The 26,289-nt window shown below is 69.7% G+C and carries 24 protein-coding genes; 2 read left to right on the forward strand and 22 right to left on the reverse strand.

Annotated elements, in window-relative coordinates:
* Positions 1-183: 183 nt before the first annotated feature.
* Entirely contained in the window at positions 184-390 is a 207-nt protein-coding gene (locus ACKUB9_RS07875; protein ID WP_407520875.1) for a transglutaminase N-terminal domain-containing protein, read from the reverse strand.
* Between the two features lie 858 nt (positions 391-1,248).
* Here ACKUB9_RS07875 and ACKUB9_RS07880 point away from each other — a divergent pair.
* Positions 1,249-1,581 carry a hypothetical protein gene (locus ACKUB9_RS07880; protein WP_407520873.1) on the forward strand — a complete coding sequence of 111 codons (333 nt, stop codon included), beginning with the start codon at positions 1,249-1,251 and terminating at the stop codon, positions 1,579-1,581.
* Between the two features lie 62 nt (positions 1,582-1,643).
* On the opposite strand, the gene ACKUB9_RS07885 is transcribed toward ACKUB9_RS07880, so the two are convergent.
* The 14 genes from ACKUB9_RS07885 to ACKUB9_RS07950 form a co-directional block, all read right to left on the reverse strand.
* Complete coding sequence (locus ACKUB9_RS07885) at positions 1,644-2,216, reverse strand: DUF5681 domain-containing protein (protein ID WP_407520871.1); 573 nt, start codon at positions 2,214-2,216, stop codon at positions 1,644-1,646.
* Positions 2,213-3,568: a site-specific DNA-methyltransferase gene (locus ACKUB9_RS07890; RefSeq protein WP_407520869.1), complete on the reverse strand. Its 1,356-nt coding sequence runs from the start codon at positions 3,566-3,568 to the stop codon at positions 2,213-2,215. Before ACKUB9_RS07890 ends, ACKUB9_RS07885 begins: the two co-directional genes overlap by 4 nt.
* 679 nt (positions 3,569-4,247) lie before the next feature.
* Positions 4,248-5,939 carry a methyl-accepting chemotaxis protein gene (locus tag ACKUB9_RS07895; RefSeq protein WP_407520867.1) on the reverse strand — a complete coding sequence of 564 codons (1,692 nt, stop codon included), beginning with the start codon at positions 5,937-5,939 and terminating at the stop codon, positions 4,248-4,250.
* Between the two features lie 469 nt (positions 5,940-6,408).
* Positions 6,409-7,014 carry a GNAT family N-acetyltransferase gene (locus ACKUB9_RS07900; RefSeq protein ID WP_407520889.1) on the reverse strand — a complete coding sequence of 202 codons (606 nt, stop codon included), beginning with the start codon at positions 7,012-7,014 and terminating at the stop codon, positions 6,409-6,411.
* Complete coding sequence (locus ACKUB9_RS07905; RefSeq protein WP_407520865.1) at positions 7,014-9,359, reverse strand: Orn/Lys/Arg family decarboxylase; 2,346 nt, start codon at positions 9,357-9,359, stop codon at positions 7,014-7,016. The genes ACKUB9_RS07900 and ACKUB9_RS07905 overlap by 1 nt, the downstream gene beginning before the upstream one ends.
* Positions 9,360-9,459: 100 nt before the next feature.
* Positions 9,460-10,968 carry a tripartite tricarboxylate transporter permease gene (locus ACKUB9_RS07910; RefSeq protein ID WP_407520863.1) on the reverse strand — a complete coding sequence of 503 codons (1,509 nt, stop codon included), beginning with the start codon at positions 10,966-10,968 and terminating at the stop codon, positions 9,460-9,462.
* 9 nt (positions 10,969-10,977) lie between these two features.
* Positions 10,978-11,463, reverse strand: coding sequence for a tripartite tricarboxylate transporter TctB family protein (locus ACKUB9_RS07915; RefSeq protein WP_407520861.1), 486 nt, complete (start codon positions 11,461-11,463; stop codon positions 10,978-10,980).
* Positions 11,464-11,467: 4 nt separating this feature from the next.
* Entirely contained in the window at positions 11,468-12,439 is a 972-nt protein-coding gene (locus tag ACKUB9_RS07920) for a Bug family tripartite tricarboxylate transporter substrate binding protein (protein ID WP_407520859.1), read from the reverse strand.
* A gap of 143 nt (positions 12,440-12,582) precedes the next feature.
* Positions 12,583-13,419 (reverse strand): phosphodiesterase, encoded by an 837-nt coding sequence (locus tag ACKUB9_RS07925; RefSeq protein WP_407520857.1) that lies wholly within the window; start codon positions 13,417-13,419, stop codon positions 12,583-12,585.
* Position 13,420: 1 nt separating this feature from the next.
* The gene (locus ACKUB9_RS07930; RefSeq protein ID WP_407520855.1) at positions 13,421-14,494 is read right to left on the reverse strand and encodes an ABC transporter ATP-binding protein; all 1,074 of its coding nucleotides are present in this window, start codon (positions 14,492-14,494) and stop codon (positions 13,421-13,423) included.
* The gene (locus ACKUB9_RS07935) at positions 14,491-15,285 is read right to left on the reverse strand and encodes an ABC transporter permease (protein WP_407520853.1); all 795 of its coding nucleotides are present in this window, start codon (positions 15,283-15,285) and stop codon (positions 14,491-14,493) included. The genes ACKUB9_RS07930 and ACKUB9_RS07935 overlap by 4 nt, the downstream gene beginning before the upstream one ends.
* A 1-nt stretch (position 15,286) precedes the next feature.
* Complete coding sequence (locus ACKUB9_RS07940) at positions 15,287-16,099, reverse strand: ABC transporter permease (RefSeq protein ID WP_407520851.1); 813 nt, start codon at positions 16,097-16,099, stop codon at positions 15,287-15,289.
* A 57-nt stretch (positions 16,100-16,156) separates the two neighbouring features.
* A complete protein-coding gene (locus ACKUB9_RS07945; protein WP_407520887.1) occupies positions 16,157-17,161 on the reverse strand; it encodes an extracellular solute-binding protein in 1,005 nt (334 codons plus the stop codon).
* Complete coding sequence (locus ACKUB9_RS07950) at positions 17,158-18,210, reverse strand: substrate-binding domain-containing protein (protein ID WP_407520849.1); 1,053 nt, start codon at positions 18,208-18,210, stop codon at positions 17,158-17,160. The genes ACKUB9_RS07945 and ACKUB9_RS07950 overlap by 4 nt, the downstream gene beginning before the upstream one ends.
* Positions 18,211-18,464: 254 nt before the next feature.
* Between ACKUB9_RS07950 and tenA the strand changes: the two genes are divergently transcribed.
* Positions 18,465-19,124: a thiaminase II gene (gene tenA, locus ACKUB9_RS07955; protein WP_407520847.1), complete on the forward strand. Its 660-nt coding sequence runs from the start codon at positions 18,465-18,467 to the stop codon at positions 19,122-19,124.
* A 260-nt stretch (positions 19,125-19,384) separates the two neighbouring features.
* Here tenA and ACKUB9_RS07960 read toward each other — a convergent pair whose 3' ends face one another.
* The 7 genes from ACKUB9_RS07960 to ACKUB9_RS07990 all read right to left on the reverse strand — a co-directional run.
* A complete protein-coding gene (locus ACKUB9_RS07960) occupies positions 19,385-20,155 on the reverse strand; it encodes an SDR family NAD(P)-dependent oxidoreductase (RefSeq protein ID WP_407520845.1) in 771 nt (256 codons plus the stop codon).
* Positions 20,152-21,207, reverse strand: a complete 1,056-nt coding sequence (locus ACKUB9_RS07965; RefSeq protein ID WP_407520843.1) for a glycerol dehydrogenase — start codon at positions 21,205-21,207, stop codon at positions 20,152-20,154. The genes ACKUB9_RS07960 and ACKUB9_RS07965 overlap by 4 nt, the downstream gene beginning before the upstream one ends.
* Before the next feature lie 5 nt (positions 21,208-21,212).
* Positions 21,213-22,040, reverse strand: coding sequence for a carbohydrate ABC transporter permease (locus ACKUB9_RS07970; RefSeq protein WP_407520841.1), 828 nt, complete (start codon positions 22,038-22,040; stop codon positions 21,213-21,215).
* Positions 22,037-22,906, reverse strand: coding sequence for a carbohydrate ABC transporter permease (locus ACKUB9_RS07975; RefSeq protein ID WP_407520838.1), 870 nt, complete (start codon positions 22,904-22,906; stop codon positions 22,037-22,039). Before ACKUB9_RS07975 ends, ACKUB9_RS07970 begins: the two co-directional genes overlap by 4 nt.
* Before the next feature lie 13 nt (positions 22,907-22,919).
* Complete coding sequence (locus ACKUB9_RS07980; RefSeq protein WP_407520836.1) at positions 22,920-24,248, reverse strand: ABC transporter substrate-binding protein; 1,329 nt, start codon at positions 24,246-24,248, stop codon at positions 22,920-22,922.
* A 103-nt stretch (positions 24,249-24,351) separates the two neighbouring features.
* On the reverse strand, positions 24,352-25,425 hold the full coding sequence (locus ACKUB9_RS07985; protein ID WP_407520834.1) for an ABC transporter ATP-binding protein: 1,074 nt from the start codon (positions 25,423-25,425) through the stop codon (positions 24,352-24,354).
* A 3-nt stretch (positions 25,426-25,428) separates the two neighbouring features.
* The coding region (locus ACKUB9_RS07990; RefSeq protein ID WP_410825796.1) for an FGGY-family carbohydrate kinase at positions 25,429-26,289 on the reverse strand (861 nt) is incomplete at its 5' end.

Genomic DNA, 26,289 nt, shown 5'->3' on the forward strand with positions numbered 1-26,289 from the left:
GCCGAGGTTGACCGTGATCTTCTCGCTGTCGGGCGTCCTTGGCCGCAGTTCGTGGAGGTTGCCCGTCATGTCTACCATCTCCTCGCCATCCCATTGGATGGTCATGAGATGGTGACAGGCATCATCATCGGCAAGGGGAGCCGACGAACTCAGTCGCTTGACCATGTCCGTCCGCAGGATCGCTTATCGCGAGGTGACGGCAACCTCGACGCTCATGCTCAGGAAGGCGTTCGTTGCGCCAAGAAAGCTGCCGGCTACCGGCATGGCCTGCCGTGTCACCAAGCGCACGTCGCGGTTCTCACGAGGCTGCAGCATCAGTCGATGAGGCCCGAGGGACACGGGGTGCTGGTAGCGGTAGACAGTCCGGTGCCGGATGTGCAGGTCGACCATCGCTTGCTCCTCGTGCCGACCGGCACAGCACCGATGCTTGCAGCCGCGATCCTCGTCACCACCCCTCCAGACCGATCGACTGGCTCTGGCGCTCCTCGAAGCTACGGCTTGCGGTGGCTCCACTCTTGCGGACATGGACGAGGACGGCTGCCATGGTGGTCACGCCAAGAAAGATTGTCTGGATGACGGACTTCTCGATTGAACTGAGCCTTGTTCCAGGCCGAACGTGCGGCCAATGCACGGTCTGTTGCCGAGTTTTGGAGATCAAGGCACTCAGCAAACCCGTGGGTATCCTATGTCGGCATCACACTGGCACGGCGTGCGGGATCTATCACGAGCGCCCGGAGGCATGCGTCCGGTGGTACTGTCTCTGGCGCAAGATCGGCGCGTTGCCGGATGAGCTGAGGCCCGATCGGGCGGGAGTGGTGTTCTCGTTAGAGAGTCAGCCACCGGTCGCAGATGCTCGCGAGGGGGCCTGTATCGTGGGTCGCGCCGTAGACGAGGTGCGTGCGTTCGATCGATGGGAGGCGGTCGAAGCGTTCGCCATGTTCATCCGAGAGGGATCATTGCCGGTGTGGAGGGTGTTTGACCGATCTGCGACCTTGCTGCACTCGGACCGGCATAACTTGACCCGGTGACGCACAGGTCGACAGGGCCTGGGAGTTCGCCGCCTCCTCATTCAGGTCGGCATTGGTCAGGTTCGCCGAGCCGGTGTTGAGGATGTTGATCAGGTTCTTCGAGAGCCCTGACGGTGGGCAGAAAGGGCTGAAGCTGCTCCGTCAGACGCGTGTTCGTGGCTCGGACGCACCTCGAAGCCCTGCGTGGGGAACGATAAACCTAGACGATCGACATCATGTAATGCTGCTGAACAGGACCAGCGTTAATATTAGCGCAGTTGTAGAGGCAGCAAACCCAGCCAACGCCCTGCCGATAGAAGGCATAGGTGTCATGTTGCCGGGTGCGCACTCACCAAGCTGCGGCATTTCCATGCTCCAAAGGCTGGAATTTGGCCTGATAATGAGCGGAAAGCTCGACGGTTCCAGGCGATCTGGAGCAGGCAGCCTGCTGTACCGCAGCCGCACCAGCCCTTTGAATCTGAACTCAATCGGCTTGACCATTTCAAGGGCCGCTTTCGACCCGAAGCGGACATTGGAGGCGCAACCGATGAAGGTCCGCTCGGGGTCATTTTGAGCCGTTTAGCTCGAGTTCTGCGAGCGGCATCGGTCCTGGGCAGGTCGATACCGCCACCGCGTTCAGGAAGCTTCACCCCGCTTCTTGCGCCTGGCTGGCTTCTGCGCCGCCATCTGCTGCTCGACAAACCGCATCAGGTGCTCGGGCCAGGCATGGCCCAGCAGCTGTACCTCACCCGTGTCCATGTCGATCAAGATATTGTCGGGATGTGGAACAATGTCGCTGGTATCCGTGATCCCCTTCGCCTTGCGACGCTTCAGCTCCTCCTCCCCGTTGTGCTTGGTCTCAATTGCCACACGCAGCAGCTCCTCTTTGCTGGCTGCATTAGCCTCTTGGTAGCGCTGGTTCAGTTCGACGAGGAACCGCTGGGCGGCAACACTCCCCTTCAGTGCCTGGGCCTGCAGGCTGCGGATGAGCGCAGTTTGCACGGTGACGCGTTCCTCCTTGCCGTCCTGGCGCACCGTGATCTGGCGCTGCATTTCCCGCCGCAGATCCACCTCCAGCTGCGTCTCCAGCGGCGACTTGCGCGCTCGCCCGCGCGGGTTGCCGGATTGCCCCTTCTGAAAGCGCGTGTGTCGCGGCGGCTTGCCGTAGCCCACCTCATACTCGCCCGTCTGTCTCGCCGGCTTCGTCATCGCCCCGCCTCCACTAGCCCAGCCGCGCCGCGCTCCGCGGCCACATCCTCGAAGCGCATCCCACATCCGGCCAGTCGCGCCGCGCGGCCAGTGACCTGCTCGAAGCGCCGCAGGATGACGTCGCAGTAGGCCGGGTCGACCTCCAGCAGGCGCGCCCGGCGTCCCGTCTTCTCCGCCGCAATCAGCGTCGTGCCTGAGCCGCCGAACGGGTCCAGCACCCGCTCACCGCGCCGTGAACAATCCCGAAGTGCATCGGCCACCAGCGCCACAGGCTTGACGGTCGGATGCAGCGCCAGCTCCTCCTGACGCTCGGCCCGGAAGCTGGTCGCCCCGGCATAGTCCCACACGTTCGTGCGGTGGCGACCCGTCTCGCCTAGCCCGAAGCTGTTGGTGTGTGCGCCCGTGCCGACCTTGAACACGAAGACGAGCTCGTGCTTGGAGCGATAGAAGCTGCCCATGCCGGCGTTGGTCTTGTTCCACACGCACAGGTTCTTCAGCTCCGAGAACACCGTCTGCCCGGCGGAGAGCAGCTCGCCCATGTGGCGCCAGTCCATACACACGAAGGCGATCGCCCCGTCCTTGCAGGCCCGGGCGGCATGGCCGAGGGTCTGGGTGAGGAAGTGCGTGAACGCCTCGGGTGTCATCTCGCCGGAGGCCATGGCGAACTCGCGGTGCTGCACCCGCCCCAGGCCGCTGACGTGCCCGTCGATCGGCACGTTGTAGGGCGGGTCAGTGAAGATCAGGTCGATAGGCTCGGCCCCGACCAGGGCTTGGTAGGCGCTCGCCTCGCGCGCATCCGCACACAGCAGACGGTGCCGCCCAAGCTCCCACAGGTCGCCGGGACGCGTCACGGTCGCGGCCGGAGCGGGGAGGGGAGGCGCCCGATCCTCCGGCGCGTCACGCGCATCCGGGCTGCTGTCGCGCGCCTCCTCGAGGATCAGGTCGATCTCGGCTACGGAGAAGCCGGTGAGCTCGACCTCGAAGTCGAGCTCGGCCAAGCCCTGCAGCTCGATGGCGAGGAGTTCGCGATCCCAGCCGGCGTTGAGGGCGAGCTTGTTGTCGGCCAGCAGGTAGGCACGCCGCTCGGCCGGGCTGAGGCGGGACAGGCGCAGGGTGGGGATCTCGGCAAGGCCGAGCTGCTTGGCGGCCTCGACGCGGCCGTGCCCGGCAATGATCTCGTCCTCATCGGAGATCAGGACGGGGTTGGTGAACCCGAAGCGCTGGATGCTGCGGGCGATCTGCTGGATCTGCTTCTTGGAGTGGGTGCGCGGGTTGCGCGGGGCTGGTCTGAGCTGGGCGGGTGGACGAAATGCGATCGGGTGTGACCGGTCAAGGAGTGTGACGGAAGACATGGGAAGCCCGGAATCGGTGTCGCGAGAAAGCCGCGCGGAGGCGCGGCGGGTGAGACCGACAGGACTGTGAGCGGAGGCCCATGCGTCTGCCGGCGCACGGCGCTGCTGATCCTGTTCGGCTCACCCATGCGCGCGGCGGCGAGGGTGAGATGACAGGGCATGCCGTGGGGCACCCAGGCTGCTGCCGACGAGCGACGGGCGGCTTGGTGCCTCTGAGCCGGCCGATTGATGGGCCAGGGTTGGAACACAGCACGAACATCGGCTGAGCGCAAGAGGGCGAATGCCGTCGTGCGGAGGTTTCCCGCAATGAACCTTTGCCTTGGTGCCGGCCTGCACCGTCCGCCTCGGTCTTGTGCGGTGGGCAGCCTTCTGATGCCCATTTGCGTCCCTGTTCGCGCGTACAGGGAATTCAGCTTCAAGCCGCTGTGACGGCTCGGGAAATAAGCGCCCTAACGCCTCGCCGATGGGCTGGATGCGTGATTTTCCCTGTTCTTTTCCGTGCTAGCAGGGAAAGAGGGCGCGGAGACGGGTTGGCGGGGACCTGCGTGCACCACCACTTCCTGCCCGCAAGTCTAGCAAGGATCAGGCTGGCGCGGCGACTGGCGCTGGGTCATGAGCCTGACCGATCCGGATAGAGGCTGACCGACGGAGATCGTGGATCGCCGCCGGCCCAAGGCCGTCAGGCGGCGCGCACCGTCGCGAGGAACTGGTGCACCTCCGCCGAGAGACGCTCCGACTGGCGCGACAGTTCGGAGGCCGATGCGAGCACCTGACTGGCCGCCGCACCCGTCTGCTCCGAGGCCTGGGCCACCCCCGCGATGTTGCTCGTCACCTCCGTGGTGCCGGTGGACGCCTCGGCCACGTTGCGCACGATCTCCTGGGTCGCCGCGCCCTGCTCCTCGACCGCCGCCGCGATCGTGGTCGCCACCGTGTTGATCTCCCGGATCCGGGCCGTGATCGAGCCGATCGCCTCGACGGCCTGCGCCGTGGCGCCCTGGATCTGTCCGATCTGGCTGGCGATCTCGTCCGTGGCCCGCGCGGTCTGGCTGGCCAGCTCCTTGACCTCGGCGGCCACCACCGCGAAGCCGCGGCCGGCCTCGCCCGCCCGCGCCGCCTCGATGGTGGCGTTGAGGGCCAGCAGGTTGGTCTGCGCCGCGATGGTCGAGATCAGCTGCACCACGTCGCCGATCTTGGTGACGGCGCGGCTCAGCTCGTTGACCTGCGAGGCGGTCTGATCCGCCTCGCGCACCGCGACCTGAGCGAGATCCGCGGAGCCCGACACCTGCCGTCCGATCTCCTGCACGGAGGCACCGAGTTCCTCGGCGGCGGCGGCCACCGTGTTGACGTTGGCCGCAGCTTCTTCGGCCGCGGAGGCGACGGTGGTCGACTGGCTGGCGGTCTCGGTGGCGGTGGCGGTCATCTGCTGCGCCGTGGCCTGCAACTCGGTCGCCGAGGAGGAGACGATGCCGCCGACCGCGCGCTCGAAGCCATCGGCCATCTCGACCATCGTGCGCTTGCGCTCGGCGGCGGCGGCCGCGTCGGCGATCTGGCGGCGCTCGGCGTCCTCGGCCGCCTTCTTGGCGACCATGGCCTTGATGGCCTCGACGGCGCGCCCGACCGCGCCGATCTCGTCGCCGCGGGCCGCTTCCTTGATCTCGGCCTCGGTCTCGCCCTGGGCCATGCGCTGCAGAACCCCCACCAGGCTGGCGAGGGGACGCGTGATGCCCAGGATGACGATGGCGGCGGCGAGAGCAAGCGCCGCGAGCAGGCCGGCGATGGCCGCGCCGATCAGGAGCGTGGTCGCGCGATCGGCCTGGGCCTGGGCGGCGGCCTTGCCCTCCTCGAACTGCTGCTTGAGAAGATCGAGCCGCGCCTGGACCGCGTCACGAACCTTCGCGCGCGACACGGAGCCCTCCTGCAGAGCGAGCTTCGCCCCGGGCTCGTACTGGTTCATCAAACCAAGTTCGACGATCCTGTTCGCGATGACGTAATAATCCTGAAGGAGAGCGCGGAGTTTTTGATTGGCTTCTCTGCGCTCGGCGGTGTCGGAGAGCGCGATCAGTGTGTCGGCCGCGGCGTAGCTGGCGCTCACGGCCGCATCGTAGCGAGCCTTGTATCCGGCCATCTCCTTCTCGCGGGCCTCGATCAGGATGTTGCGGGACATGATCGTCGCTTCGGTCACGCCGATGCGAACGTTGAGGATGCTTTCGAGACGGCCGGCCTGTACGTCGACGAGCGTTCGGGAGCGGACCGCCAGTTCTTCCAGCGAGTGGCGCGAATAGAGCACGAGGCCTAACGTCAATAAGGCCATGACTGCCAAAGGTGCTACCGATTTGAGTAATAGACTGCTATTCCGCAGTGTCTTGGACATTGAAGGTTCCTCGATTGAGATGATGGATCGAATATGACGCAGAGATAATGAGGTTTGCGTGGTAAAAGAATATTTAATGAAGCATTTGATGCGCGCTGTATAACGGTGATATGTGCCTGGAAGGCACGGTTCTCCAGCGGAAGCTGACGCTTTTAACCCATGTTATAGCCGTCGCTTGGAGCATTTTCCGATGGAGTGGATACCGGTTCGTCTCAGACAATGCGGCAAATCAAAAACTTGGAGCGGCGACCGATCGCAGCGCGATCGGACACTGCTCTAGCCGTAGGTGAGCAGTTGCGAGGCGTCGATCGCGCGGCTTGACCGAGCGTTTCGATCGGGATTTGAAGGCGACCCTGACAATCTCGCCGCAGTCCGGCCGGTGCACGTTCCCGTTGGCTGCGCCCTCTGATCAGAGGTCTGACCATTGCCCCCTCGGTCCGGCGGTGCGGGGCGCGGGGCGGCCACCGGATCAGCCTGCGTCGCCGGGCTGCGGAGGATCCGGAGGGCGGCGGGGAGGGGGCTGGTCCTCCGCGCCGGTGCCGAGCGGGCACTGGACCATGACGCTGTCGCTCCAGCGGCCGTACTTGTAGCCGACCGCCGCCAGGGTGCCGACGCGGACGAACCCGCAGGCCTCGTGCAGGCGCAGCGAGGCCTCGTTGCGGGCGTCGATGTAGCCGATCATCTGACGGTAGCCGCCCGCCGCGCAGGCCTCGATCAGCGCCGGCAGCAGCCGCCGGCCGATGCCCGCGTGCAGGTGCTCGGGGTGGACGTAGATCGAGTGCTTGAGCGTGAAGCGGTAGGCCGGGCGCTTGCGGAACGGCACCGCGTAGGCGTAGCCCGCGACGGCGCCGTGCCGCTCGGCGACGAGGTGGGGCAGGCGCTTCCGGCGCATGGCCTTGCGGCGCCGCTTGAGGTCGTCGGGCAGCAGGCGCTCCTCCTCGAAGTCGCCGGTGTCGCCCACGCCGCGGCGGATGTGGTGCTCGTAGATCGCGATCATCGCCGCCACGTCCGCGTCCGACGAGGGCCGGATCACGATGTCCGGGCTGGCGGCGGGCCGCCTCTCGGGCACCATCATCATGCGCCCTCGCGCGCGACGTAGGTGTGGAAGCGGACGCGCCCGTCCGGCCCGACCTCGCGGTAGATGCCCTGGATCTCGGCCTCGAAGCCGGGAAACAGGTTCGCGGAGGCTTCGAACATCGTGAGGTAGTCGAGCATGGGCTTGGCCCGCTCGTCGAGCCGCTCGCCCGGCAGCACCGTGCCGATCCCCGGCGGGTAGACCAGCATCAGCGTCGTGGCGATCCGCCCCGCCGCCTCGGCGATGGGCACGTAGTCGACCGCGTTGCGGGTGAGCAGCTGCGCGGCCCGCTTCGGCGGCAGGGCCATCTCGGGCAGGTGCTCGGGCAGGAACTGCCGGCGCTGCAGCGCCGAGGTGCCGTGCTCGCGGTGGAAGGCGTGCAGGTCGGCGCAGAGGTCGCGCAGGCGCAGGCCGGCGTAGCGGCCGGGGCGGCGCCGCACGAATTCGGGAATCGCCTCCTCCAGGAGCACGTTGTCGTCGTGCAGCCGCTTGAAGGCGACGAGGCCCGAGATCAGCGTGCCGGCCTTCGAGGATTCGACGCCCGGGGTCAGCAGGAAGAGCAGCGAGTTCAGGTCGTTCTTCTCGGCGACGATCCGGTTCTCGCGCAGGTACTGCGCGACGATCGGCGCCGGGATGCCGTGCTCGGCGTAGGCGCCCGTGGCGCGGTCGAAGCCGGGCGTGAGGACCGTGAGCTTGTTGGGGTCGGTCATCGCGAAGCCCGGCGCCACCTTGGTGAAGCCGTGCCACGCGGCGCCCGGCGCCAGCTCCCAGTAGCGCGGCTCGGCGGCGAGCGCGTCGGTCGGCACGGCCTCCCACAGCATCTCGGTGCCGTCCGGCCCCGTCACGGTGTCGGGCACGAAGGGGTCGAAGAACCAGCGCCGCTTCGGGTCGGTCTCCTTCTCCTCGAACTCCCGCCGGATCGCCCGCACCTTCTTGCGCCACTCGATCCCGAGCCGGATCGTGTCGTCCCACAGCACGACGCCCGAGCGGCCCTTCATCATCTGCGCGCCGACGTCGAGGGAGGCGAAGAGCGGGTAGAAGGGCGAGGTCGAGGCGTGCACGAGGAAGCTCTCGTTGAACCGCCGGTGCTCGACCCGCCGGGTCTGGCCGCGGATGTGGCCGTCGCGGGTGTGGATCTGCGAGGCCTGGGAAAAGCTCGCGAGCTGCTTGTGGGTCGACTGGGTGGCGACGATGCTCGGCGAGGTCTCGTCGAGGCCGGTCAGCCCCATGGCGAAGCGCCGGGCGTAGAGCGGGTGGAACTTCATGAAGCCCGCCCAGGCCTCGTCGAACAGGATGTAGTCGCACAGGTGCCCGATCCGCTCGACGATCTCCTGGGCGTCGTAGATCGTGCCGTCGTAGGTGCATTGCTCGATCACCGCGACGCGGAACGGGCGCTCCCGGCGCCACGCCTCGGGGTCGGTCACGTGCGGGTTGGCCCGGATCTTGTCGCGGATGCGCGTCTCGTCGAGGGCGTCGTGGAAGATCGGGCCGATCAGCCCGTAAGCGTTGCGGTCCGTCTCGAGGAAGATCGGGATGCCGCCGGCGACCATCAGGGCGCCGTGATGGGCGGCCTTGTGGTTGTTGCGGTCGAACAGCACGAGGTCGCCCTCGGCCACCAGCGAGCCGAGCACGATCTTGTTCGACGCGGAGGTGCCGTTGAGGACGAAGTAGGTCTTTTCCGCCCCGAAGATCCGGGCCGCCTCCTTCTGGGCCTTCAGCGCCGGCCCCTCGTGGGTCAGGAGGTCGCCGAGATCGAGCACCGAGTTGTCGAGGTCGTCGCGAAAGATCGCCTCGCCCAGGTGCTCCACGAAGATGCGGCCGATCGGCGAGCGGTTGTAAAAGATGCCGCCGTTGTGGCCGGGGCAGGTCCAGAGCTGGTTGCCTTCCTCGGCATAGTCGACCAGGGCGCCGAAGAACGGCGTCTTCAGCGTCTCGGCGTATTGCGTGACCCGGCTGACCAGGCCGCGGGCGATGAATTCGGGGGTTTCTTCGGCGAGGAAGACGTAGCCGTCGATGAAGTCGAGCAGTTCGACCGGGATGTCTTCGAGCCGCTTGCGCCGGACCATGATGACGATCGGCATCTCGAGGCCGCGCTTGCGCATCATGTCGATCAGGGCGGCGGCCTTGCCGTCGAGCCCGCGCTTGCCCCAGTCGACCACGAGGCAGCCGACGGCGGCGTCGGTCTGCACGGCGATCGCCGCGTCCTCGACGCGCCGCGCCCGCACCACCTCGAAGCCGCGCCCCTCGACCGCCGCCACGATCTGATCGACCCGGGCGCCCTCCAGGTCGCCCGGGTCGAAGGCGGGCGTGCACATCAGGACGGTGAAGCGGCGGTGGAAATCCATGAGGGCGGCACTCCGGCGCGAGGGGCTGGATGTGCCGTTCTGGCGGGTTTGACGACAGTTGAATGACGGCTCGCCGGGTGGCGCCCTGCGGGGAGCGGTCTCAGGCCGTCTCGTCGAGCGCGACGGCCTCGCGCTTGCGCCGCAGCGCGGGCAGCAGCGGGGCGATCAGGAGCAGCGCCGCGAAGGCGAGGCAGACCGCCGAGATCGGGCGCGACACGAAGGTCGACAGGTCGCCCTGGGACAGGATCAGGGCCTTGCGCAGGTTGTTCTCGAGCAGCGGGCCGAGGACGAAGGCGAGCACCAGGGGCGCCGGCTCGTAGCCGGTCTTGCGCATCAGGTAGCCCAGGAGGCCGAAGGCGATCATCACGTAGACGTCGAAGACGTTGTTGCTGGAGCAATACACGCCGACGATGCTGAGCAGCACGATGAGCGGAAACAGCACGTTGTAGGGCACCCGCAGCAGCTGCGCCCAGAGGCCCACGAGCGGCAGGTTCAGGACCAGCAGCATGATGTTGCCGATGTACATGCTGACGATGATCGCCCAGAAGAGGGTCGGGTTCTGGGTCATCAGCAGCGGGCCGGGCTGCAGGCCGTGGATCACGAAGGCGCCGAGCAGCAGCGCCATGACGACGTTGGGCGGGATGCCCAGGGTCAGGAGCGGGATGAACGCGCCGCCCGCCGCCGCGTTGTTGGCCGCCTCCGGCCCCGCCACCCCGGCGATGGCGCCGCGCCCGAACCGCTCCGGATGCGGCGAGAGCCGTTTTTCGAGCGCGTAGGACGCGAAGGCCGCGATCACCGCGCCGCCGCCCGGCAGGATGCCGAGGAAGAACCCGAGCAGCGTGCCGCGCGCCATCGGGCCGGCGCTGGCCTTCCAGTCCTCCCGGTTCGGCCAGAGCTGCGAGAGCCGCGCCTGGACGATGTCGCGGGCGATCGGCCGCTCAAGGTTGTGCAGGATCTCGGCGATGCCGAACAGCCCCATGACCACCGGCACCAAGCCGATGCCGTCGTAGAGTTCGAGCCGGTCGAAGGTCAGCCGCGGCTGCGCGGTGATGGAATCGAGGCCGATCAGCCCGAGCACCGCGCCGACGCAGGCCATCAGCAGGGCCTTCGGCATCGAGCCCTGCGTCAGGAAGGTCAGCACGGTGAGGGCGAGGACCATCAGGCTGAAGTATTCCGCCGGCCCGAACGCCACCGCCCAGCCGGCGAGCGTCGGGGCAACCAGCATCAGGGCCACGATCGCGAAGGTGCCGGCGAAGAAGGAGCCCAACGCCGCGATGCCGAGCGCGGGGCCGGCGCGGCCCTGCTTGGCCATCTGGTGCCCGTCGAGGCAGGTCACCACCGAGGCCGCCTCGCCCGGGATGTTGACGAGGATCGAGGTCGTCGACCCTCCGTACATCGAGCCGTAGTAGATGCCCGCCATCATGATGATGCCGGTGGCGGGGCTTCCCGCCAGCGTGATCGGCAGCAGGAGCGACATGGCGGAGACCGGGCCGATGCCCGGCAGCACGCCGACGAGCGTGCCGATGAACACGCCGACGAAGCAGGCGAGCAGGTTCACGGGCTGGAGCGCGGCCTCGAACCCGAGCACGATGGCGGCGAGAGTGTCCACGGGCGCGCCTCATCCGATCCCGAAGGCGCCGGCCGGCAGCTGGATGTGCAGCAGCCGCTTCAGCACCCACCAGATCCCCACCGTCGACAGGATCGCGACGGGCAGCGCGACCCGCCACCGCACCGGATCGACGCCGCGCAGCAGCACCAGCATCAGCGGGATCGTCGCGGGGAGGAACCCGACCCCGTCGAGGATCGCGGCGTAGACCGCGAGGCTGGCGATCGTGAGCACGACCTTCCGCCAGCGCGTCCCCGCCCACAGCGCGGCGATCGGCGGGCTGCCTTGCGTGACGGCCGTCCAGAGGATCGCCACCGAGAAGCCGGCCATCAGGAGCCCGGCCCAGAACAGCAGGAAGCCGCTGCCGGGGGCCGCGACCTCGCCGATGCCGAGGTCCCGGCCCGCCCACACCACGCCGAGGCTCACGAGGAGCCAGGCCAGCGCCGCCCAGAGTTCCGCGCCGCCACGCGGCGCGGCGCGGGATCGCGATGCGGCCACGGACTCAGTTCGTCCTGGCGAGACCGAGATCGGTGATGATCTTGCGCTCCGCCTCGATCGTCTCGGTGACGTGCTTCCGGTAATCGTCGGTGCTCTTGTAGTTCACCACCATGTCGTACTTGGCGAGGGTCTCCTGCACGGCCGGGTCGTCGATCGCCTTCTTGAAGGCGTCGTGGAGCTTGGCGACGATCTTGGGATCCATGCCCTTGGGGCCGGCGATGCCGAAGGGCGAGTCGAGCACCAGGGGATAGCCCAGTTCCTGCAGCGTCGGCGTGTCGGGATAGTTCTTGGATCGCTGCGCGGTCCAGATCATCAGGAGGTTGAGCTTGCCGGCCTCGACCAGCGGCTTCCAGCCGCTCGAATCCGCCTGCAGGGTGGTGTGGCCCCCGAGCACGGCCGCGTTGGTCTCGGCGCCGCCCTTGAAGGGCACGTGCGTCAGCTTGATCCCGGCCCTGGTGGCGACCTGCTCCATCCCGACATGCAGCGACGTTCCGGCCCCCGGGGTGGCGTAGGTCACCTTCCCGGGGTTCTGCTTGGCGAAAGACACCACGTCGGCCCAGGTCTTGAAGGGCGAATTCGCGTTCGACGTCACGCCGAACGTGTAGCCCGTCAGGTGGACGACGTAGGTGAAGTCCTTCTGCGCATCCCAGGTCGTCTTCTGCATGAGCGGCAGGCGGAAGACCGTGATCGGGATCTGCGCGATGGTGTAGCCGTCCGGCTTGGCGGTGGCCGCCATGGTGGCCGGCCCGACCGTGCCGCTGCCGCCCGCCTTGTTGTCCACGACGATCGGCTGGCCGATGTGCTTGCTGGCGGCGTCCGCGATCGCCCGCATGCTGATGTCGGTCGAGCCGCCCGCGGGCCAGGGGACGATCAGCGTGATGGGTTTGACGGGATAATCCTGCGCCCCGGCCGGCGCCGCGAGGCCTATCACCGCGGCAGCCAGCAGGCTCCGGGCGATCGTCATCCAGCCGAGCATCGGTCTCCTCCCTGTCTTCTTGGGGAGGGAGTATGTCAGGGACACGCGCGCGCCGGCAAGCATCCGGGCACGACCGGACTCGCGCGCGCCGGACCTCATCGACCGCGTGGGTGCTTTCGCCCATGGCGGCTGTTTCGTCGCCGTCAGGCCGGCGGGGTGGAGCGCCGGCCGGGATAATCGTCCGGCAGCGCGAACGGGAAGGGTCCGGGCGCCCGGTCGGTCATCGCCGTGTGCGTGACGACCTGCCCGCCGTCGAAGCGGTGGAGCAGGAAGCCCGGCGGCTCCAGGACGAAGACGGAGGGGCCGTCCGGCGTGAGGTCGAGCGCCACCTGATGGGTGACCGAGGGCGCGACCTGGCAGAGCGTGCCGCCGAACAGGCGCTGGATCGACCGATGGACATGGCCGCACAGGACCCGCTGCACCTGCGGATGCGCCGCCACCACCCGCTCCAGCTCGCGCGCGCCTTCGAGGAGGCCGACCCGGTCCATGTGGCCGATGCCGCAGGCGAAGGGCGGATGGTGCAGCATCACCAGGGTCGGCGCGTCGCGCTCCGCCGCCAGCGCCGCCTCCAGGAACGCGATGGTGTCGGGGCCGAGGGCGCCGTGGCTCTCCCCCGGCACCAGGGAGTCGAGGGCGACGATGCGGACGGGGCCGCAGGAGACCGCGTAGTCGAGGGGGCCTTGCGCGGGCAGGTAGCCGGCCCCCGCGAAGGCGCGCCGGAAGGGCTCGCGGCGGTCGTGGTTGCCCGGCACCGCGTAGACGGGCATCGGCAGGCGCGCCAGCAGGCCGGAGAGGAGCGCGTATTCCTCGTCCAGGCCGCAATCCGTGAGGTCACCCGTCACGAGGACGCAGTCCGGGGCGGGGTCGAGGCGCAGCAGCGCGTGGATCGCGTGCTCGGTCGACAGGTTCGTCTCGGAGACGCCGTAGGCGAGGGCGCCCGCGGGGCGCACGTGCAGGTCGGAGATCTGGGCGATGAGCATCTCAGGCACTCGGCGGAAATTCGATCAGGGCGTTCGCGGGGATGTCGAAGGCGACCGTTTGGCCCGGCGCCACGGCGAGGTCCGCGGCGACATCGAGCTGGAGCGGCCGGCCGGGCACGATCTCCACCACGAGGCGCTGGGTGGCGCCGAAGAACGTGGAGGCGATCACCCGCGCGACGACCGGCGCCTCGCCCGCGACCAGCTGTGCGGCCTCCGGACGGAACCAGAGCGCCGCCTCCCGGTCCGGCCCGCCGACCGTGAGGCGGGCGCGGGTCCCTTCGCCCGAGAGGCTGAGGCGGCCGCCCGCGACCCGCCCCTCCAGGCGGTTCATGGTTCCGACGAACTCGGCCACGAAGGCGTTCACCGGGCGCCGGTAGATCTCCTGCGGCGCGCCGATCTGCGCGATCACGCCCCGGTCCATCACGGCGATCCGGTCGCCGATCGCCATCGCCTCCGCCTGGTCGTGGGTGACGTAGAGGGCGGTGATGCCGAACCGGCGCAGCAGCAGGCCGATCTCGACCCGCAGCCGCTCGCGCAGCACCGCATCGAGCGCGGCCAGGGGCTCGTCGAGGAGGAGGATGCGCGGGCGGATCGCCAGCGCCCGGGCCAGCGCCACGCGCTGGCGCTGCCCGCCCGAGATCTGGCCGATCCGGCGCGCGCCGAACTCCGCCAGACCCACGAGGTCGAGCAGGTGCCGGACCTGCGCCTCGCGCTCGGCGCGCGGCACCTTCCGGACCTTGAGGCCGTAGCCGACATTCTCGGCCACGTTCATGTTCGGAAACAGCGCGTAGGACTGGAAGACCATGCCGACGTTGCGCCGCTCGACGGTCAGGTGCGACACGTCCTCGCCGTCGAAGCGGATCATGTCCGGCCCGTCCGGCCGCTCCAGCCCGGCGATCAGGCGCAGCAGCGTGGTCTTGCCGCAGCCGGAGGGGCCGAGCAGGACCACGACCTCGCCGGCCCGGATGGCGAGGTCGGTCGGCCGGAGCGCCTGGACGCCGTCGAAGGTCTTCGACAGGCCGCGCGTCGTGACGGCGGCGCCGCGCGCGACGGCGGGATGGACGGGCGCTGTCATCCTCTGGGACGCTTCTCGATGAGGTCGGCGGCGACTTGCAGGCCGACCAGGAGGGGGACGACCATCACGAGGAAGACCAGCGTGTAGGCCGAGGCGATCTCCAGCCGCATGGAGGCGTAGGCGTCGGCGAGGCCGACCGGCAGGGTCTTGGTCAGCGGCGTGTGCATCATCCAGGTCAGGTTGAACTCGCCGATCGACAGGGTGAGGACGGTGAGCGACCCGGCGAGGATGCCCGGGCGGGCGTTCGGCAGGATCACGTCGACGAACCGGCGGAACGCGGAGGCGCCGAGGCTCGCGGCGCCCTCGTCCAGCGTGCGCCAGTCGATGGAGTCGAGGACCGCCATCACGGCGCGCAGCATGAAGGGCAGCGTGAACAGCACGTGGCCCGCGACGATGAACAGGCTCGAGCGGCGAAAGGCCCCGAAGCCCCCGTAGGCGATGATGAGGGCCAGCGCGAGGGCGAGGCCGGGGATCGCCACCGGCAGGGTGACGATCTCTTCCGCGATGCGGGCGAAGCGCCCGCCCCGCCGCACGAGGGCGTAGGCGCCGGGCACGCCGATGAGGAGCGTCAGGCCGAGCGTCGCCAGCGCCACCAGGATCGAGCGCAGCACCGTGTCGGCATACAGGTTCCAGACCTGCACGAGCCACGCCAGCGTCAGGCCGGCCGAGAGGCCGCGGGCGTAGTTGACGCTGAGCCCGGCGCCGATCGACAGCCCGACGGGCAGGATCAGGAAGAGCGCCAGGAGAGCGGTGAGGAGCGCGCCCGCGAGGGTCGTCCAGCGCAGCCTCATCTCACGCCCCCGTCGCGCCGCGGGGTCTGCTGCCCCGCGCGAGGGCCAGCACCGCCCAGGTGACGAGGCCCAGCGCGATGGAGAGGGCCGCCGCCATGCTGGCGTTCGTGGCCAGCGTGAACTCCGTGTAGATCAGCATCGGCAGCACATCGACGCGGGTCGCCAGCGTGAAGGCGGTGCCGAAGGCGCCCATCGCGGTGGCGAAGCAGAGGGCGCCGCTGGCCGAGAGGGCCGGGGCGAGGGCGGGCAGGATCACGTCGCGCTGGATGGCGAGGGGGCCGGCGCCGAGCGAGCGGGCGGCCTCGATCAGCGCGGGATCGATCGTCTCCACCGCCGCCAGCACCGTCAGGATGACGCGCGGCACCGAGAAGTAGACGTAGCCGATGAACAGGCCGGCCAGCGAATAGGCGAAGACGAGGTTGGTGCCCGTCAGCGCCCGGCTGACCGAGCCGACGATGCCGAGGCGCCCGCCGAACAGGATGATCATGAAGCCGACCACGACGCCCGGGAAGGCGAGCGGGAAGGTGAGGAGGGTCAGCAGCAGCCCGCGCCCCGGGAAGCGCCGGTGGGCGAGGGTCTGGGCCGCGACCGTGGCGAGCGCCAGCGTCGTCGCGGTGGTGGCGAGCGCGAGCAGCAGGGTCGCGACGAGGCTCTCGCGATAGCGCGCATCGGTCAGGATGGCGAGGAAGGCCATCGGCCCGCGCTCGCCCGAGCCCGCCTCGACCGCGAGCCGCACGAGCGGCAGGAGCAGGAAGGCGAGCGTGAAGATCCCCAGCGGCAGCAGGAGCAGCAGGTCGAAGCGTCTGGCCCGCATCGGGGCGTCCTCTTGCTTGCGGCGGGGCGGGCCGTCCGGGTCCGCCCCGCCGGGTCCTCAGCGCACCTCGGCGAGGTAGCGGGCGGAAAATGCCTTCTGGGCGCGCTGCGCGGCCGCCCAATCGACGGACTTGGCCCGCTCGTACTCGCTCGCGGGCAGGAAGCGCTCGGCGATCTCCTGCGGGATCGCCACCGGAAGGGCCGGGCGCAGATAGGCCTTCGTCCAGAAGAGCTGCCCCTTGTCGGACAGGAGGTAGTCGAGCACGCGCTTGGCGGTCTCAGGGTGGGGAGCGTTCTTCACCAGCGTCATCACGTACGGAAAGCTGACCGTGCCCTCGCAGGGCAGGACGAACACGAACTTGCCCGGCGCGGTGTACTTCGCCCGGTAGGCGTTGAAGTCGTAATCCAGCAGGATCGGAAACTCGCCGGAGACGACCCGGGCGTAGGAGGTCTGCTTGGCCACGATGGCGCCGTTGGCCGCCAGCGCCTTCAGGTAGGCGATGGCGGGCGAGAAATCGTCGAGGGAGCCGCCGAGCGCGGAGTTGATCGCCACCGCCGAGACGTAGCCGACCGCCGCCGAGGTCGGGTCGAGGTAGCCGACGAGGCCGTTGTAGGCCGGCTTCTTCAGGTCGGCCCAGCAGGCGGGGACCGGCGCGCCGTTCAGCGCGTCGACGTTCACGAACAGGCCCAGCGTGCCCTGATGGACGGTCCACCAGCGGCCGTCCGCATCCTTCAGGCCCTGGGGAATCGCGTCGAAGCGGGCCGGCTTCCACGGCTCGACGAGGTTCTGCTCGGCGGCCGAGATTCCGGCATTGATGCCGAGATAGGCGATGTCGGCGACCGGGCTCGCCTTCTCGGCGATGATCTGCGCGACGGCCTGACCGGAATTCTTGTTGTCGCGCGGGATCTCGACGCCGAGGTCGCGCTTGATCGCGTCCAGCATCTCGCCCCAGTTCGCCCATTCGGGCGGGCAGTTGTAGCAGATCGCGTCCGCCGCCCGCGAGGCGGCCGGCGGCAGGAATGTCGCGAGCGCGAGCGCCGCGGTGGCGAGGACGAGCTTCAGTCGCATGACAGGACCTTCCGATGGCTGTCGGGGAGAAGGGAGGGGGCGGTCCGGGCCGGCGGCGCCGTGGTTCCGCCCCGGCACGGCTCGAAATCGGCGCGCAGGTGCCGGGCCGGCGCCCGCCCGGTGGCCATGTCCAGCACCATCGCGGCGGCGAGCATGCCCATGCCCTGCGACGGCTGGGCGATCGTCGTCAGCCGCGGCCAGAGGTGGCGCCCGAGATCGGCGCCGTCGAAGCCCGCCACCGAGACGTCGTCCGGGACGGCGAGGCCGAGCCGGCGCAGCGAGGCGATGACGGTGACGGCCAGGAGGTCGTTCGACGCGATGATGGCGGTGGGCCGATGCCGGGCGAGGGCGCTGGTGAGGTCGATGTCGCGCGCGCCGTCGATGAAGTCGACCTGCAGGGACGGCAGGGCGGGCAGGTCCGCCGCCAGCATCGCGTCGCGGTAGCCCGCGAAGCGGCGGGCGGCGCGGTCGGAGGAGGCGAAGCGGCCGCTGATGAACAGGATGGCGCGATGGCCGAGCCCGAGCAGGTGCTCGGTCAGGAGCCGGACGGCGGCGCGGTTGTCCACCGACACGGAGCCGAAGCCGGCCGCGTCGGTCTCGTTGTAGACCATGACGGTCGGCAGCTTGCGCCGGGCCGCGACCGCGAGCGCCGCGCTCGTGGCCGGGTCGCAGACGGTCGCGACGAGGCCCACGGGCCGCTCGGCGCCGAGCGCCTCCACGACCTCCAGTTCCTGATCGGATCGGTAGTTCGACTGCCCCATCACCACCGAGAGGCCGTCCGCGCGGGCGCGCTGCTCGATTCCCGCCAGCACGGAGGCGAAGACCGGGTTCGTGACGCTGGGCAGGAGCACGCCGATGACCGGCCGGCGCGCCCCGTCGCTGCGGATCAGCGAGAAGCCGAGGTCCCGCGCCGCCGCCACGACGCGGGCGCGCATGACCGGGCTGACCGGCGCGCTCTCGTTGGCGACCCGGCTGACCGTCGCCAGCGAGCAGCCCGCCCGTGCGGCCACGTCGCGGATGGTGGCGGTGCTCGGTCCGTCCACGAAAAGGTCCCTCGGGCGCGCCGGCCCTGCGGCCTCGACGCGATGGGGTCTCGCTAATCCCGTGACTTTACGGGTGTGTGACGGCGTTTTCAGCGATTTTCAGCGGCGTGGTGCCATCCCGGCGTCGCGTCCCCGGCGGTGCTACATCACCCACTTGCTGCGGTGATCACGTGGCGTGATCACTTGGCGCGGTGATCACGTGGCGCGGCGATCGCCGCTCACCGCCCGCGCTTCGCCCGAGGGAGTTGACCCCATTGTTCTCCACCGCTGCCTGGACCCGCACCGCGCCGCTTTACGAGGCGACCCGCGCCCTGCCGTTCAACCGCGAACTCGCCGACGGCACGCTGCCGATGCCGGCGTTCCGCCACTACATCATCCAGGATGCCCATTACCTCGTCGGCTTCGCCCAGGCCCTGGCGCTCGCCGCCGCCAAGTCGGATCGTCCCGGACACATCGTGCAGTTCGCCACCGCGGCCGCCGTCGCCATCGAGGTGGAGCGCACCCTGCACACCGACTATTTCACCCGCTTCGGCATCTCGGCCGAGGACGTGGCGGCCACCGCGCCGACGCCGGTCACGCACCACTACGTCTGCTTCCTGCTCGCCAGCGGGTTTCGCGAGCCGCTCGGGGTTCATCTCGCCGCCCTGCTGCCCTGCTTCTGGATCTACCGCGAGATCGGACGCGACATTCATGGCCGCGCCCGCCCCGACAACTCGTACCGGGCCTGGATCGACACCTACGCCGGCGAGGATTTTTCGCGAGCGGTGGACGCCATGATCGAGGTCACCGACGCGGTCTGGGCCGATACGGGGGCGAAGGAGCGGGAGGCCATGCACGCGGCCTTCGCCCGCGCCGCGCAGCTAGAATGGATGTTCTGGGATTCCGCCTACCGGGATGCCGCCTGGCCGGTGTGATCTGGATCTCGCGACTTCTGGATCCCCAAAGCGCGCCCACTTTCCCGGAAGCGCGCCCCTTTCCCGGACGATTGGAGCGTCAGCGGAAGGAGATCCGGGAACCAGCCCAATGATGCCGCGAAGCGTCCGTCTTCAACGACGCTGCCGCCACACGGAGCCGCTTCGCGGCCCATCTCCCCTGGTTTCCGGATCTCCTTCCGCTTCGCTTCAGTCGTCCGGGAAAGGGGGTTGTCCATCGCAGGACGCGTGACCGGCTTCCCTCAATCCCAGACGAACTCGCGGCGGCCCCCGTCGAGGTTGATCATCGCCCCGTTGATGAAGGCGGCCTGGCGCGAGCACAGGAAGGCGACCAACGCCGCCACCTCGTCCGGCTGGCAGAAGCGGCCGATCGGGTTCTGCGCGGTGATCCGCGCCCGCATGTCGGCCGAGAAGGTGTGGATCAGGTCCGTCTCGACGTAGCCCGGGGCGACGCAGTTGCAGGTCAGCCCCGCGCCCCCGACCTCCTTGGCGACGACGCGGGTGAAGCCGGCGATGCCGGCCTTGGCGGCCGTGTAGTTGGCGTTGCCCGGACGGCCGCCGCCCGCGACGTTCATCGACGAGGTGTTGACGATGCGCCCGAACCCGCGGGCGCGCATCAGCGGGATGGCGGCGCGCGTGCACAGGAAGGTGCCGTGCATGTGGATGCGCACCATCGTGTCCCAGTGATCGAGGCTCATCGTCTCGACCGCGTGGCCGACGAGCGTGCCGGCCACGCCCGCGTTGTTGACGAGGATGTCGAGCCGGCCCTCGCGCGCCGCGACGGCCCTCAGCATCGCCGCCACGGCCGCCTCGTCGGTGACGTCGCAACCGAGGCTCCAGGCCGCGTGGCCGGCCCCCGCGAGGCGTTCGGCCGCCTCGGCCGCCGCCGCGGCATCGCGGTCCGAGACGACGACCCGGCAGCCTTCCGCCGCCAGGGCCTCCGCCTCCGCGAGGCCGATGCCGCGCGCCGCCCCCGTGAGCAGGGCGACCCGCCCGGCGAGATCGAGGTTCACAGGCCCGCCTCCACCGCCCGGATCGCCGCGGCGAGGCTCTCGGGCGAGGCCGGGCGCGCGAGGTGGCGCATGTGGGGCGCGGCGAGGGTCGGGCCGACGATCGCCGCGATGTCCTCTTCATGAGGCTCCGGGAGGCCGAGATCCGCGAGCCGCACCGGCAGGCCGCAGGCGCGGCAGAAGGCGGCGACGTCCGCGCCCGAGACGCCGGGCGGGCGCTCGTGCGCGATCTGGACCAGGGTGCCGTAGGCCACGAGTTCCCCGTGCAGGGCGCCCGCGAGGCGCGGATGGGCGGTGAGACCGCGGGTCAGCGAATGGGCGAGCGAGAGGCCGCCCGATTCGAAGCCGAGCCCCGAGAGCAGCACGGCCGCCTCCACCACCGCCTCCAGGGCGGTGTCGGGCTCGGCCCGCTCCGTGCAGGCGAGCGCCGCCTCGCCGTCCCGCCGGATCGTGGCGTAGCAGGCATCCGCGAGGGCGAGCGCGGCGAGCGGCGGCGAGCCGCCGAAGAAATTGCGCCCGCCCGCCGCCGCGCAGGCCCGCGCCTCGAAGGTCTTGGAGAGGGCGTCGCCGATCCCGGCCGCCAGCAGCCGCCGCGGCGCGCGGGCGATGATCGCGGTATCGACCAGCACCACGTCCGGGTTGTGGGGCAGCATCAATACCTCGCGGATGCGGTGGTCCTCGTCGTAGACGACGATGAGCCGGCTCGTCGGCGCGTCGTTCGAGGCGATGGTCGGGACGACGATGATCGGCCGCCCCAGCGCCCGGGCGACGCCCTTGCCGGCATCGATCGCCTTGCCGCCGCCCATGGCGACCACGAGGTCGGCGCCCGCCTCGCGGGCGAGGCCGGTCAGGCGGTCGATCTCCGCCAGGGTGATCTCGCCGGAAAATCGCGCCACCGGAGCGTCCGCCAGGGGTGCCCCCTCCCGTTCCAGCGCGACCGGATCGGCCACCACGACGGGGGCGCGGCCGAACTCCGCGACGAGGGCGGGGAGCTGCGCCAGGGCGCCGGGGCCCTGGATGTAGCGGCGCGGCGCGCCGAGGATGCGCATCGACATGGCGGTCAGCCTTTCATGGCCCCGGCCGCGAGGCCCTGGATGAAGAAGCGCGACAGGAGCGTGAACATCAGGAAGAGCGGCGCGGCGATGAGCGTCGCGCCCGCCATCACCTCGCCCCAGCGCAGTTCGAACGAGCCGATCATCGAGGCGAGCCCGACCGGCAGGGTTTTTTGGGTGTCCGAGGAGATCATCACCAGTGCGTAGGCGTAGTCGGTCCACGAGAGCAGGAACGAAAACACCGCGACCGTCACGATACCGGGGGCCGAGAGCGGCAGCACCACGCGCAGGAAGCTGCCGAGCCGGGTACAGCCGTCGACCATCGCGGCCTCCTCCAGTTCGAACGGCATCGCCTTGAAGAAGCCCCAGAGCAGCCAGACCCCCAGCGGCAGGGTGAGCGTGCAATGCGCGATCACGAGCGACCACAGGCTGTCGGCGAGCCCGAGGCTCACGAAGATGCCGTAGAGCGGGATGGCGAGCAGCATCGGCGGGAACATGTAGGCGTAGAGCATCGAGCCGATGATCAGCATCTTGAACGGCATGGTGAAGCGGGTGACCGCGTAGGCGATCACGATCGACACCACGAGGGTGATCGCCACCACGGCGAGCGCGACCATCACCGAGTTCCAGAACTGCTGCGGGTAATCCGTCACCGCGAGGAGCTGGCGGTAGCTGTCGAGGGAGAGGGAGTGCGGCACGAGGCTCGGGCGGGCAAAAAGGCCCTGCGGCTCGCGCAGGCTCGACAGGATCATCCAGTAGATCGGGAAGAACGACCACGCGGCGATCGCGAGCGCGGCCAGCCCGATGCCGATGCGCTGGGGGGCGGAGCGCCTCACCGCTTCTCCTCCAAGGGAAACAGGCGGAAGTAGACCGCCACCAGGGCCGTCAGGATCAGGAACGAGACGGTGGCCACCGCCGCGCCGCCGCCGACGTCGAAGAGCGAGAAGGCCTTCTTGTAGGCGAGGATCGGCAGGTGCTCGGTGGCGCCGAGGGGACCGCCCCGGGTCAAGAGCCAGATGATGTCGAACTTGTTGAACATCCAGATCGCCCGCAGGAGGATCACGACGGTCAGCACCGGCTTGAGCTGCGGCAGCGTGATGTGGATGAAGCGCGCCACCGGTCCGGCCCCGTCGACCCGCGCGGCCTCGTAGAGGGCGGGCGGGATCGTCTGCAGCCCGGCGAGCACGCAGATCGTCACGAAGGGCGTCCACAGCCAGACGGAGGCGAGGACGACCGAGAACATCGCCGTCGCGGGCTGCTCGAACCACGGGATCGTGCCGAAGCCGAGGTCGCGCGCCAGCACGGTGACGAGCCCGAACGAGCCGTCCGCCATCCACTGGAAGGTGAGGGCGACGACGACGGTGGGCAGGAGGTAGGGGAGGGTGGCGAGCCCCCGCACCAGCGGCCGGCCGAGGAACGGCTGGTTCAGCACCATCGCGAAGGCGATGCCGATCACCACCTGCAGCACGATGGAGAGCAGCGCGTAGATGAGCCCGTTGCCGATGGCGCGCCAGAATTCCGGGTCCGCCACCACGCGCGCGTAGTTGCCGAGCCCGACGAAGCGGGGCTCGGCGATGAAGGAGGAGGCTTGGTGCAGGGAGAGCCAGAGCGCGTTCGCGACCGGGCCGCCGACGAACAACGCCGTCAGCCCCAGCCCGGCCGCGAAGAAGGCCCAGATCACCCAATCGTGGCGCGAGCGCATGCGGACGGGAGGCTCAGGCCGCGATGACGCGGTTCATCTTGGCCACCGCCTCGGCCACGCAGGCCTCGGACGGCATGTTCTTCAGGACCTTGTTCTGGAGCATCTCGGGGAAGACGAAGGATTCGAACACCTTGGCGGGCCGCAGGTCCGGCCCCGGCCCCTCGGTGTCGATCGACCGGATGATGATGTTCGGGTCGTCGAGGAAGCCCTGCATGGTCTTCACGGCCTCGGCGTGCTTCTCGATCAGCGGGTGGGCGCGCCAGCGCGGGTCGTCGTAGATGTCGAGCCGCGGCGGCTGGAAGTGCAGCGGGGCCGAGTGCAGGAAGTTGATGTAGTGGGCGTCCGAGAACCATTCGAGGAAGCGCACCGCCTCCTCGGCCATGGCCGTCTTGCCGACCACCCAGCCGTCGTAGCCGTGGTTGACCGCGGCGGACCGGCCGGCGCTGTCGGGGTAGGGCATCATCCCGTACTTGTCGGCGAGCTGGGGCGCGCGCTGCTCCAGCACCTCGATCATCCGGCCCGCATAGGGCGCGTGCGCCGCCTGCCCGGCCGAAAACGCCGCCGTGATCGTGCCGAAGGTCGCCTGCGTCATGCCGGGCGGCATGGTCTTGGCGAGGTCGCCGAAGAAGTCGAGGTAGGCCGCCGTCCTGCGGCGGTTCTCGTCGCTCGCGAAGGTGTTGCTCCAGTCGTTCCCGAACAGCGAGACGCCCTCGGCCCAGAGATAGCCGAAGCTCATCCAGTTGGTGGCGTCGTTGCTGCCGATCGGCGTCGCCATGCCGAAGCGCTGGCTGCCGCCCTCGTTCGAGGCCAGCTTGCGGCTGTTCTCCAGGAGCTGCGCCCAGGTCTTCGGCCGCTCCAGCTTGGCTTGCTCGTACAGGTCCTTGCGGTAGAACAGCCAGCAGAGATTGTAGTCGTACATGTACCAGTATTGCTGGCCGTTCACCGGGAAGAGGATGCGCTTGCCCCACTTGTGCTTGTTGACGAGCTCGGTGATCGGGGTGAGCTGGCCCTCGTTGGCGAGCGTCAGCACGTGCGCGACGAAGATGATGGTGGAGATGTCGTAGGGCCGCCCGCCGCGGATCGCCGCGACGGTGCGGGTGTAGGCGTCGCCCGACGGCACCGTGTCGATGACGACGCGGACGCCCTTCTCCTTCTCATACTGCGCCGCCGCGACCCGGAGGGCGCGCACCGAATCGACCGCCGGCTCGGCGTTGAGGAAGCGGATCTCGCGGGTCTGCGCGCGCAGGGCCGGCATGGGCAAGGCCGCGGAGGCGGCGGTGGCCGCTCCGGCCACGATCAGGGACCGGCGCGTCGGCGTCCCACCCGTCTTCTCGTTCGTCATCGGGGTCTCCTCCATGATCGGGGTCGTCCGCCTCTTCTCCGCCGGGGGCGGGTGGGCTGTGTCCTCGTGCGTCGCGCGCGTGGCGAGTCTCCCCGCCCGCGCGTCAGATGACGGCGACCGCTGCGCCGCCGCGGTCGAACAGGTGCAGCCGCCCGGGCGGAGCGGCGAGCCGGATCGTCTCGCCGGCGCGGACGTCGTCGTCGCGGCGGGTCACGGCCCGCATCGGCTGGCCCGCATCGAGGACGAGGACGCTCTCGTTGCCCATGCGCTCGACGTGGACCACGCGGGCCGGAAAACCCTCCGGCGACAGGGCGAGGTGCTCGGGCCGGATCCCGATCACCGCCTTCTCGCCGGGCGAGAGCCGCGCGGCCGAGCCCGCCGCCGGCAGGGGCAGGGCGAGCGTGCCTGAGCGAAACACCATCCCGCCGTTCTCGGCCGTGACCTCGCCCTCGGCGAAGTTCATCTCGGGCGAGCCGATGAAGCCCGCGACGAAGCGGTTGGCCGGGCGGTCGTAGACCGCGAGCGGCGCGCCGACCTGCTGCACCACCCCGTCCTTCATCACGCAGATCCGGTCGCCCAGCGTCATCGCCTCGACCTGATCGTGGGTGACGTAGATCATCGCGGTACCGACCTCGCGGTGGAGCCGGGCGATCTCGTCGCGCATGTGCACGCGCATCTTGGCGTCGAGGTTCGAGAGCGGCTCGTCGAACAGGAAGACGTCCGGCTCGCGCACCAGGGCGCGGCCGAGGGCGACGCGCTGCATCTGCCCGCCCGAGAGCTGCCGCGGCTTGCGCGCGAGCAGCGGCTCGATGCGCAGGATGGCGGCGGCGCGCGCGACCCGGGCGGCGATCTCCGCCTTACCCGTCCCGCGCATGCGCAACCCGAAGGCGAGATTGTCGTAGACCGTCTTGTGCGGGTAGAGCGCGTAGTTCTGGAAGACCATCGCGACGTTGCGGTCGCGCGGTTCGAGCCGGGTCACGTCGCGCGCGCCGATGCGGATGGTCCCGGAACTCGCCTCCTCCAGCCCGGCGATCATCCTGAGTGTCGTGGACTTGCCGCAGCCCGAGGGGCCGACCAGCACCATGAACTCGCCCTCCGCCACCGCGAGGTCGACGGCGTGCACCACGACGAGGTCGCCGAAGGCCTTGGTGACGCCGCTGAGGCTGACGGGCGCCATGGCTCACCCTCCCGCGAGTTCGGCGTGGATGCGGTGGTTCAGGGGCGCGAGCGCCCCCTGGATGTCGCGGTAGAGGGCGAAGCCCCGCTCGTAGAAGGCCACCCGCTCGGGATCCGGCTCGTGGGTGGCGACGACCCGGATCGCCGCCTCCGCGGCCGCCTCGTCGGCGAAGACCCCGATGCCGACCCCGGCGAGCAGCGCCGCCCCGAAGCTCGCATCGGCTACCGCCGGCAACTCGACGCGCACGCCCAGCACGTCGGCGAGGATCTGGCGCCAGAGCGGACTGCGGGCGCCGCCGCCGGTGAGCCGCGCCTCGCCGAAGCCGAGGCCGCGCGCGCGCAGCACCTCCAGGCAGTCGCGCAGCGAGTAGGAGATGCCCTCGTAGAGGGCGCGCACGAAGTGCCCGGGCCCGTGATTGAAGCCGATCCCGACGAAATCCGCCCGCAGCAGCGGGTCCCAGTGGGGGCTGCGCTCGCCGTTGAGGTAGGGGTGGAAGAACAGGCCCTCCGCGCCGGTCGGCGTCGCGGCGGCGAGCCGCTCCATGGCGTCGAAGGCGCCCGCGCCGTCCTCGCCCTCGCGGCGGAAGAAGGTGTCGCGCAGCCACTTGTGGGCCGAGGCGCAGGAATTCGTCGCCGTGATCACGTACCAGTGGTCCGGCACGACGTGGTAGTAGTTGATGAGGTCGAGTTCCGGCACTGCCCGGGGCGAGAGCACGCTCACGGTCGCGGCGGTGGCGAGCTTGGCGACGCCGAGCCCGGGGCGCATCATCCCGGCCCCGTAGGTCTCGACCGCGGTGTCGGAGGTGCCGCAGATCACCGGCGTGCCGGCCACGAGCCCGGTCGCGGGGGGGGGGGGCGCGGGGGA

It is taken from the genome of Methylobacterium oryzisoli (assembly GCF_046557895.1).
GTDB classification, from domain to species: domain Bacteria; phylum Pseudomonadota; class Alphaproteobacteria; order Rhizobiales; family Beijerinckiaceae; genus Methylobacterium; species Methylobacterium oryzisoli.

Excerpts from the sequence above, each read along its gene's own strand:
- ACKUB9_RS07875 (WP_407520875.1), bottom strand. The coding sequence starts at position 390 with ATGGTCGACCTGCACATCCGGCACCGGACTGTCTACCGCTACCAGCAC.
- ACKUB9_RS07880 (WP_407520873.1), top strand. The coding sequence starts at position 1,249 with ATGCTGCTGAACAGGACCAGCGTTAATATTAGCGCAGTTGTAGAGGCA.
- ACKUB9_RS07885 (WP_407520871.1), bottom strand. The coding sequence starts at position 2,216 with ATGACGAAGCCGGCGAGACAGACGGGCGAGTATGAGGTGGGCTACGGC.
- ACKUB9_RS07890 (WP_407520869.1), bottom strand. The coding sequence starts at position 3,568 with ATGTCTTCCGTCACACTCCTTGACCGGTCACACCCGATCGCATTTCGT.
- ACKUB9_RS07895 (WP_407520867.1), bottom strand. The coding sequence starts at position 5,939 with ATGTCCAAGACACTGCGGAATAGCAGTCTATTACTCAAATCGGTAGCA.
- ACKUB9_RS07900 (WP_407520889.1), bottom strand. The coding sequence starts at position 7,014 with ATGATGGTGCCCGAGAGGCGGCCCGCCGCCAGCCCGGACATCGTGATC.
- ACKUB9_RS07905 (WP_407520865.1), bottom strand. The coding sequence starts at position 9,359 with ATGGATTTCCACCGCCGCTTCACCGTCCTGATGTGCACGCCCGCCTTC.
- ACKUB9_RS07920 (WP_407520859.1), bottom strand. The coding sequence starts at position 12,439 with ATGCTCGGCTGGATGACGATCGCCCGGAGCCTGCTGGCTGCCGCGGTG.
- ACKUB9_RS07925 (WP_407520857.1), bottom strand. The coding sequence starts at position 13,419 with ATGCTCATCGCCCAGATCTCCGACCTGCACGTGCGCCCCGCGGGCGCC.
- ACKUB9_RS07930 (WP_407520855.1), bottom strand. The coding sequence starts at position 14,494 with ATGACAGCGCCCGTCCATCCCGCCGTCGCGCGCGGCGCCGCCGTCACG.
- ACKUB9_RS07935 (WP_407520853.1), bottom strand. The coding sequence starts at position 15,285 with ATGAGGCTGCGCTGGACGACCCTCGCGGGCGCGCTCCTCACCGCTCTC.
- ACKUB9_RS07940 (WP_407520851.1), bottom strand. The coding sequence starts at position 16,099 with ATGCGGGCCAGACGCTTCGACCTGCTGCTCCTGCTGCCGCTGGGGATC.
- ACKUB9_RS07965 (WP_407520843.1), bottom strand. The coding sequence starts at position 21,207 with ATGTCGATGCGCATCCTCGGCGCGCCGCGCCGCTACATCCAGGGCCCC.
- ACKUB9_RS07975 (WP_407520838.1), bottom strand. The coding sequence starts at position 22,906 with ATGCGCTCGCGCCACGATTGGGTGATCTGGGCCTTCTTCGCGGCCGGG.
- ACKUB9_RS07980 (WP_407520836.1), bottom strand. The coding sequence starts at position 24,248 with ATGACGAACGAGAAGACGGGTGGGACGCCGACGCGCCGGTCCCTGATC.
- ACKUB9_RS07985 (WP_407520834.1), bottom strand. The coding sequence starts at position 25,425 with ATGGCGCCCGTCAGCCTCAGCGGCGTCACCAAGGCCTTCGGCGACCTC.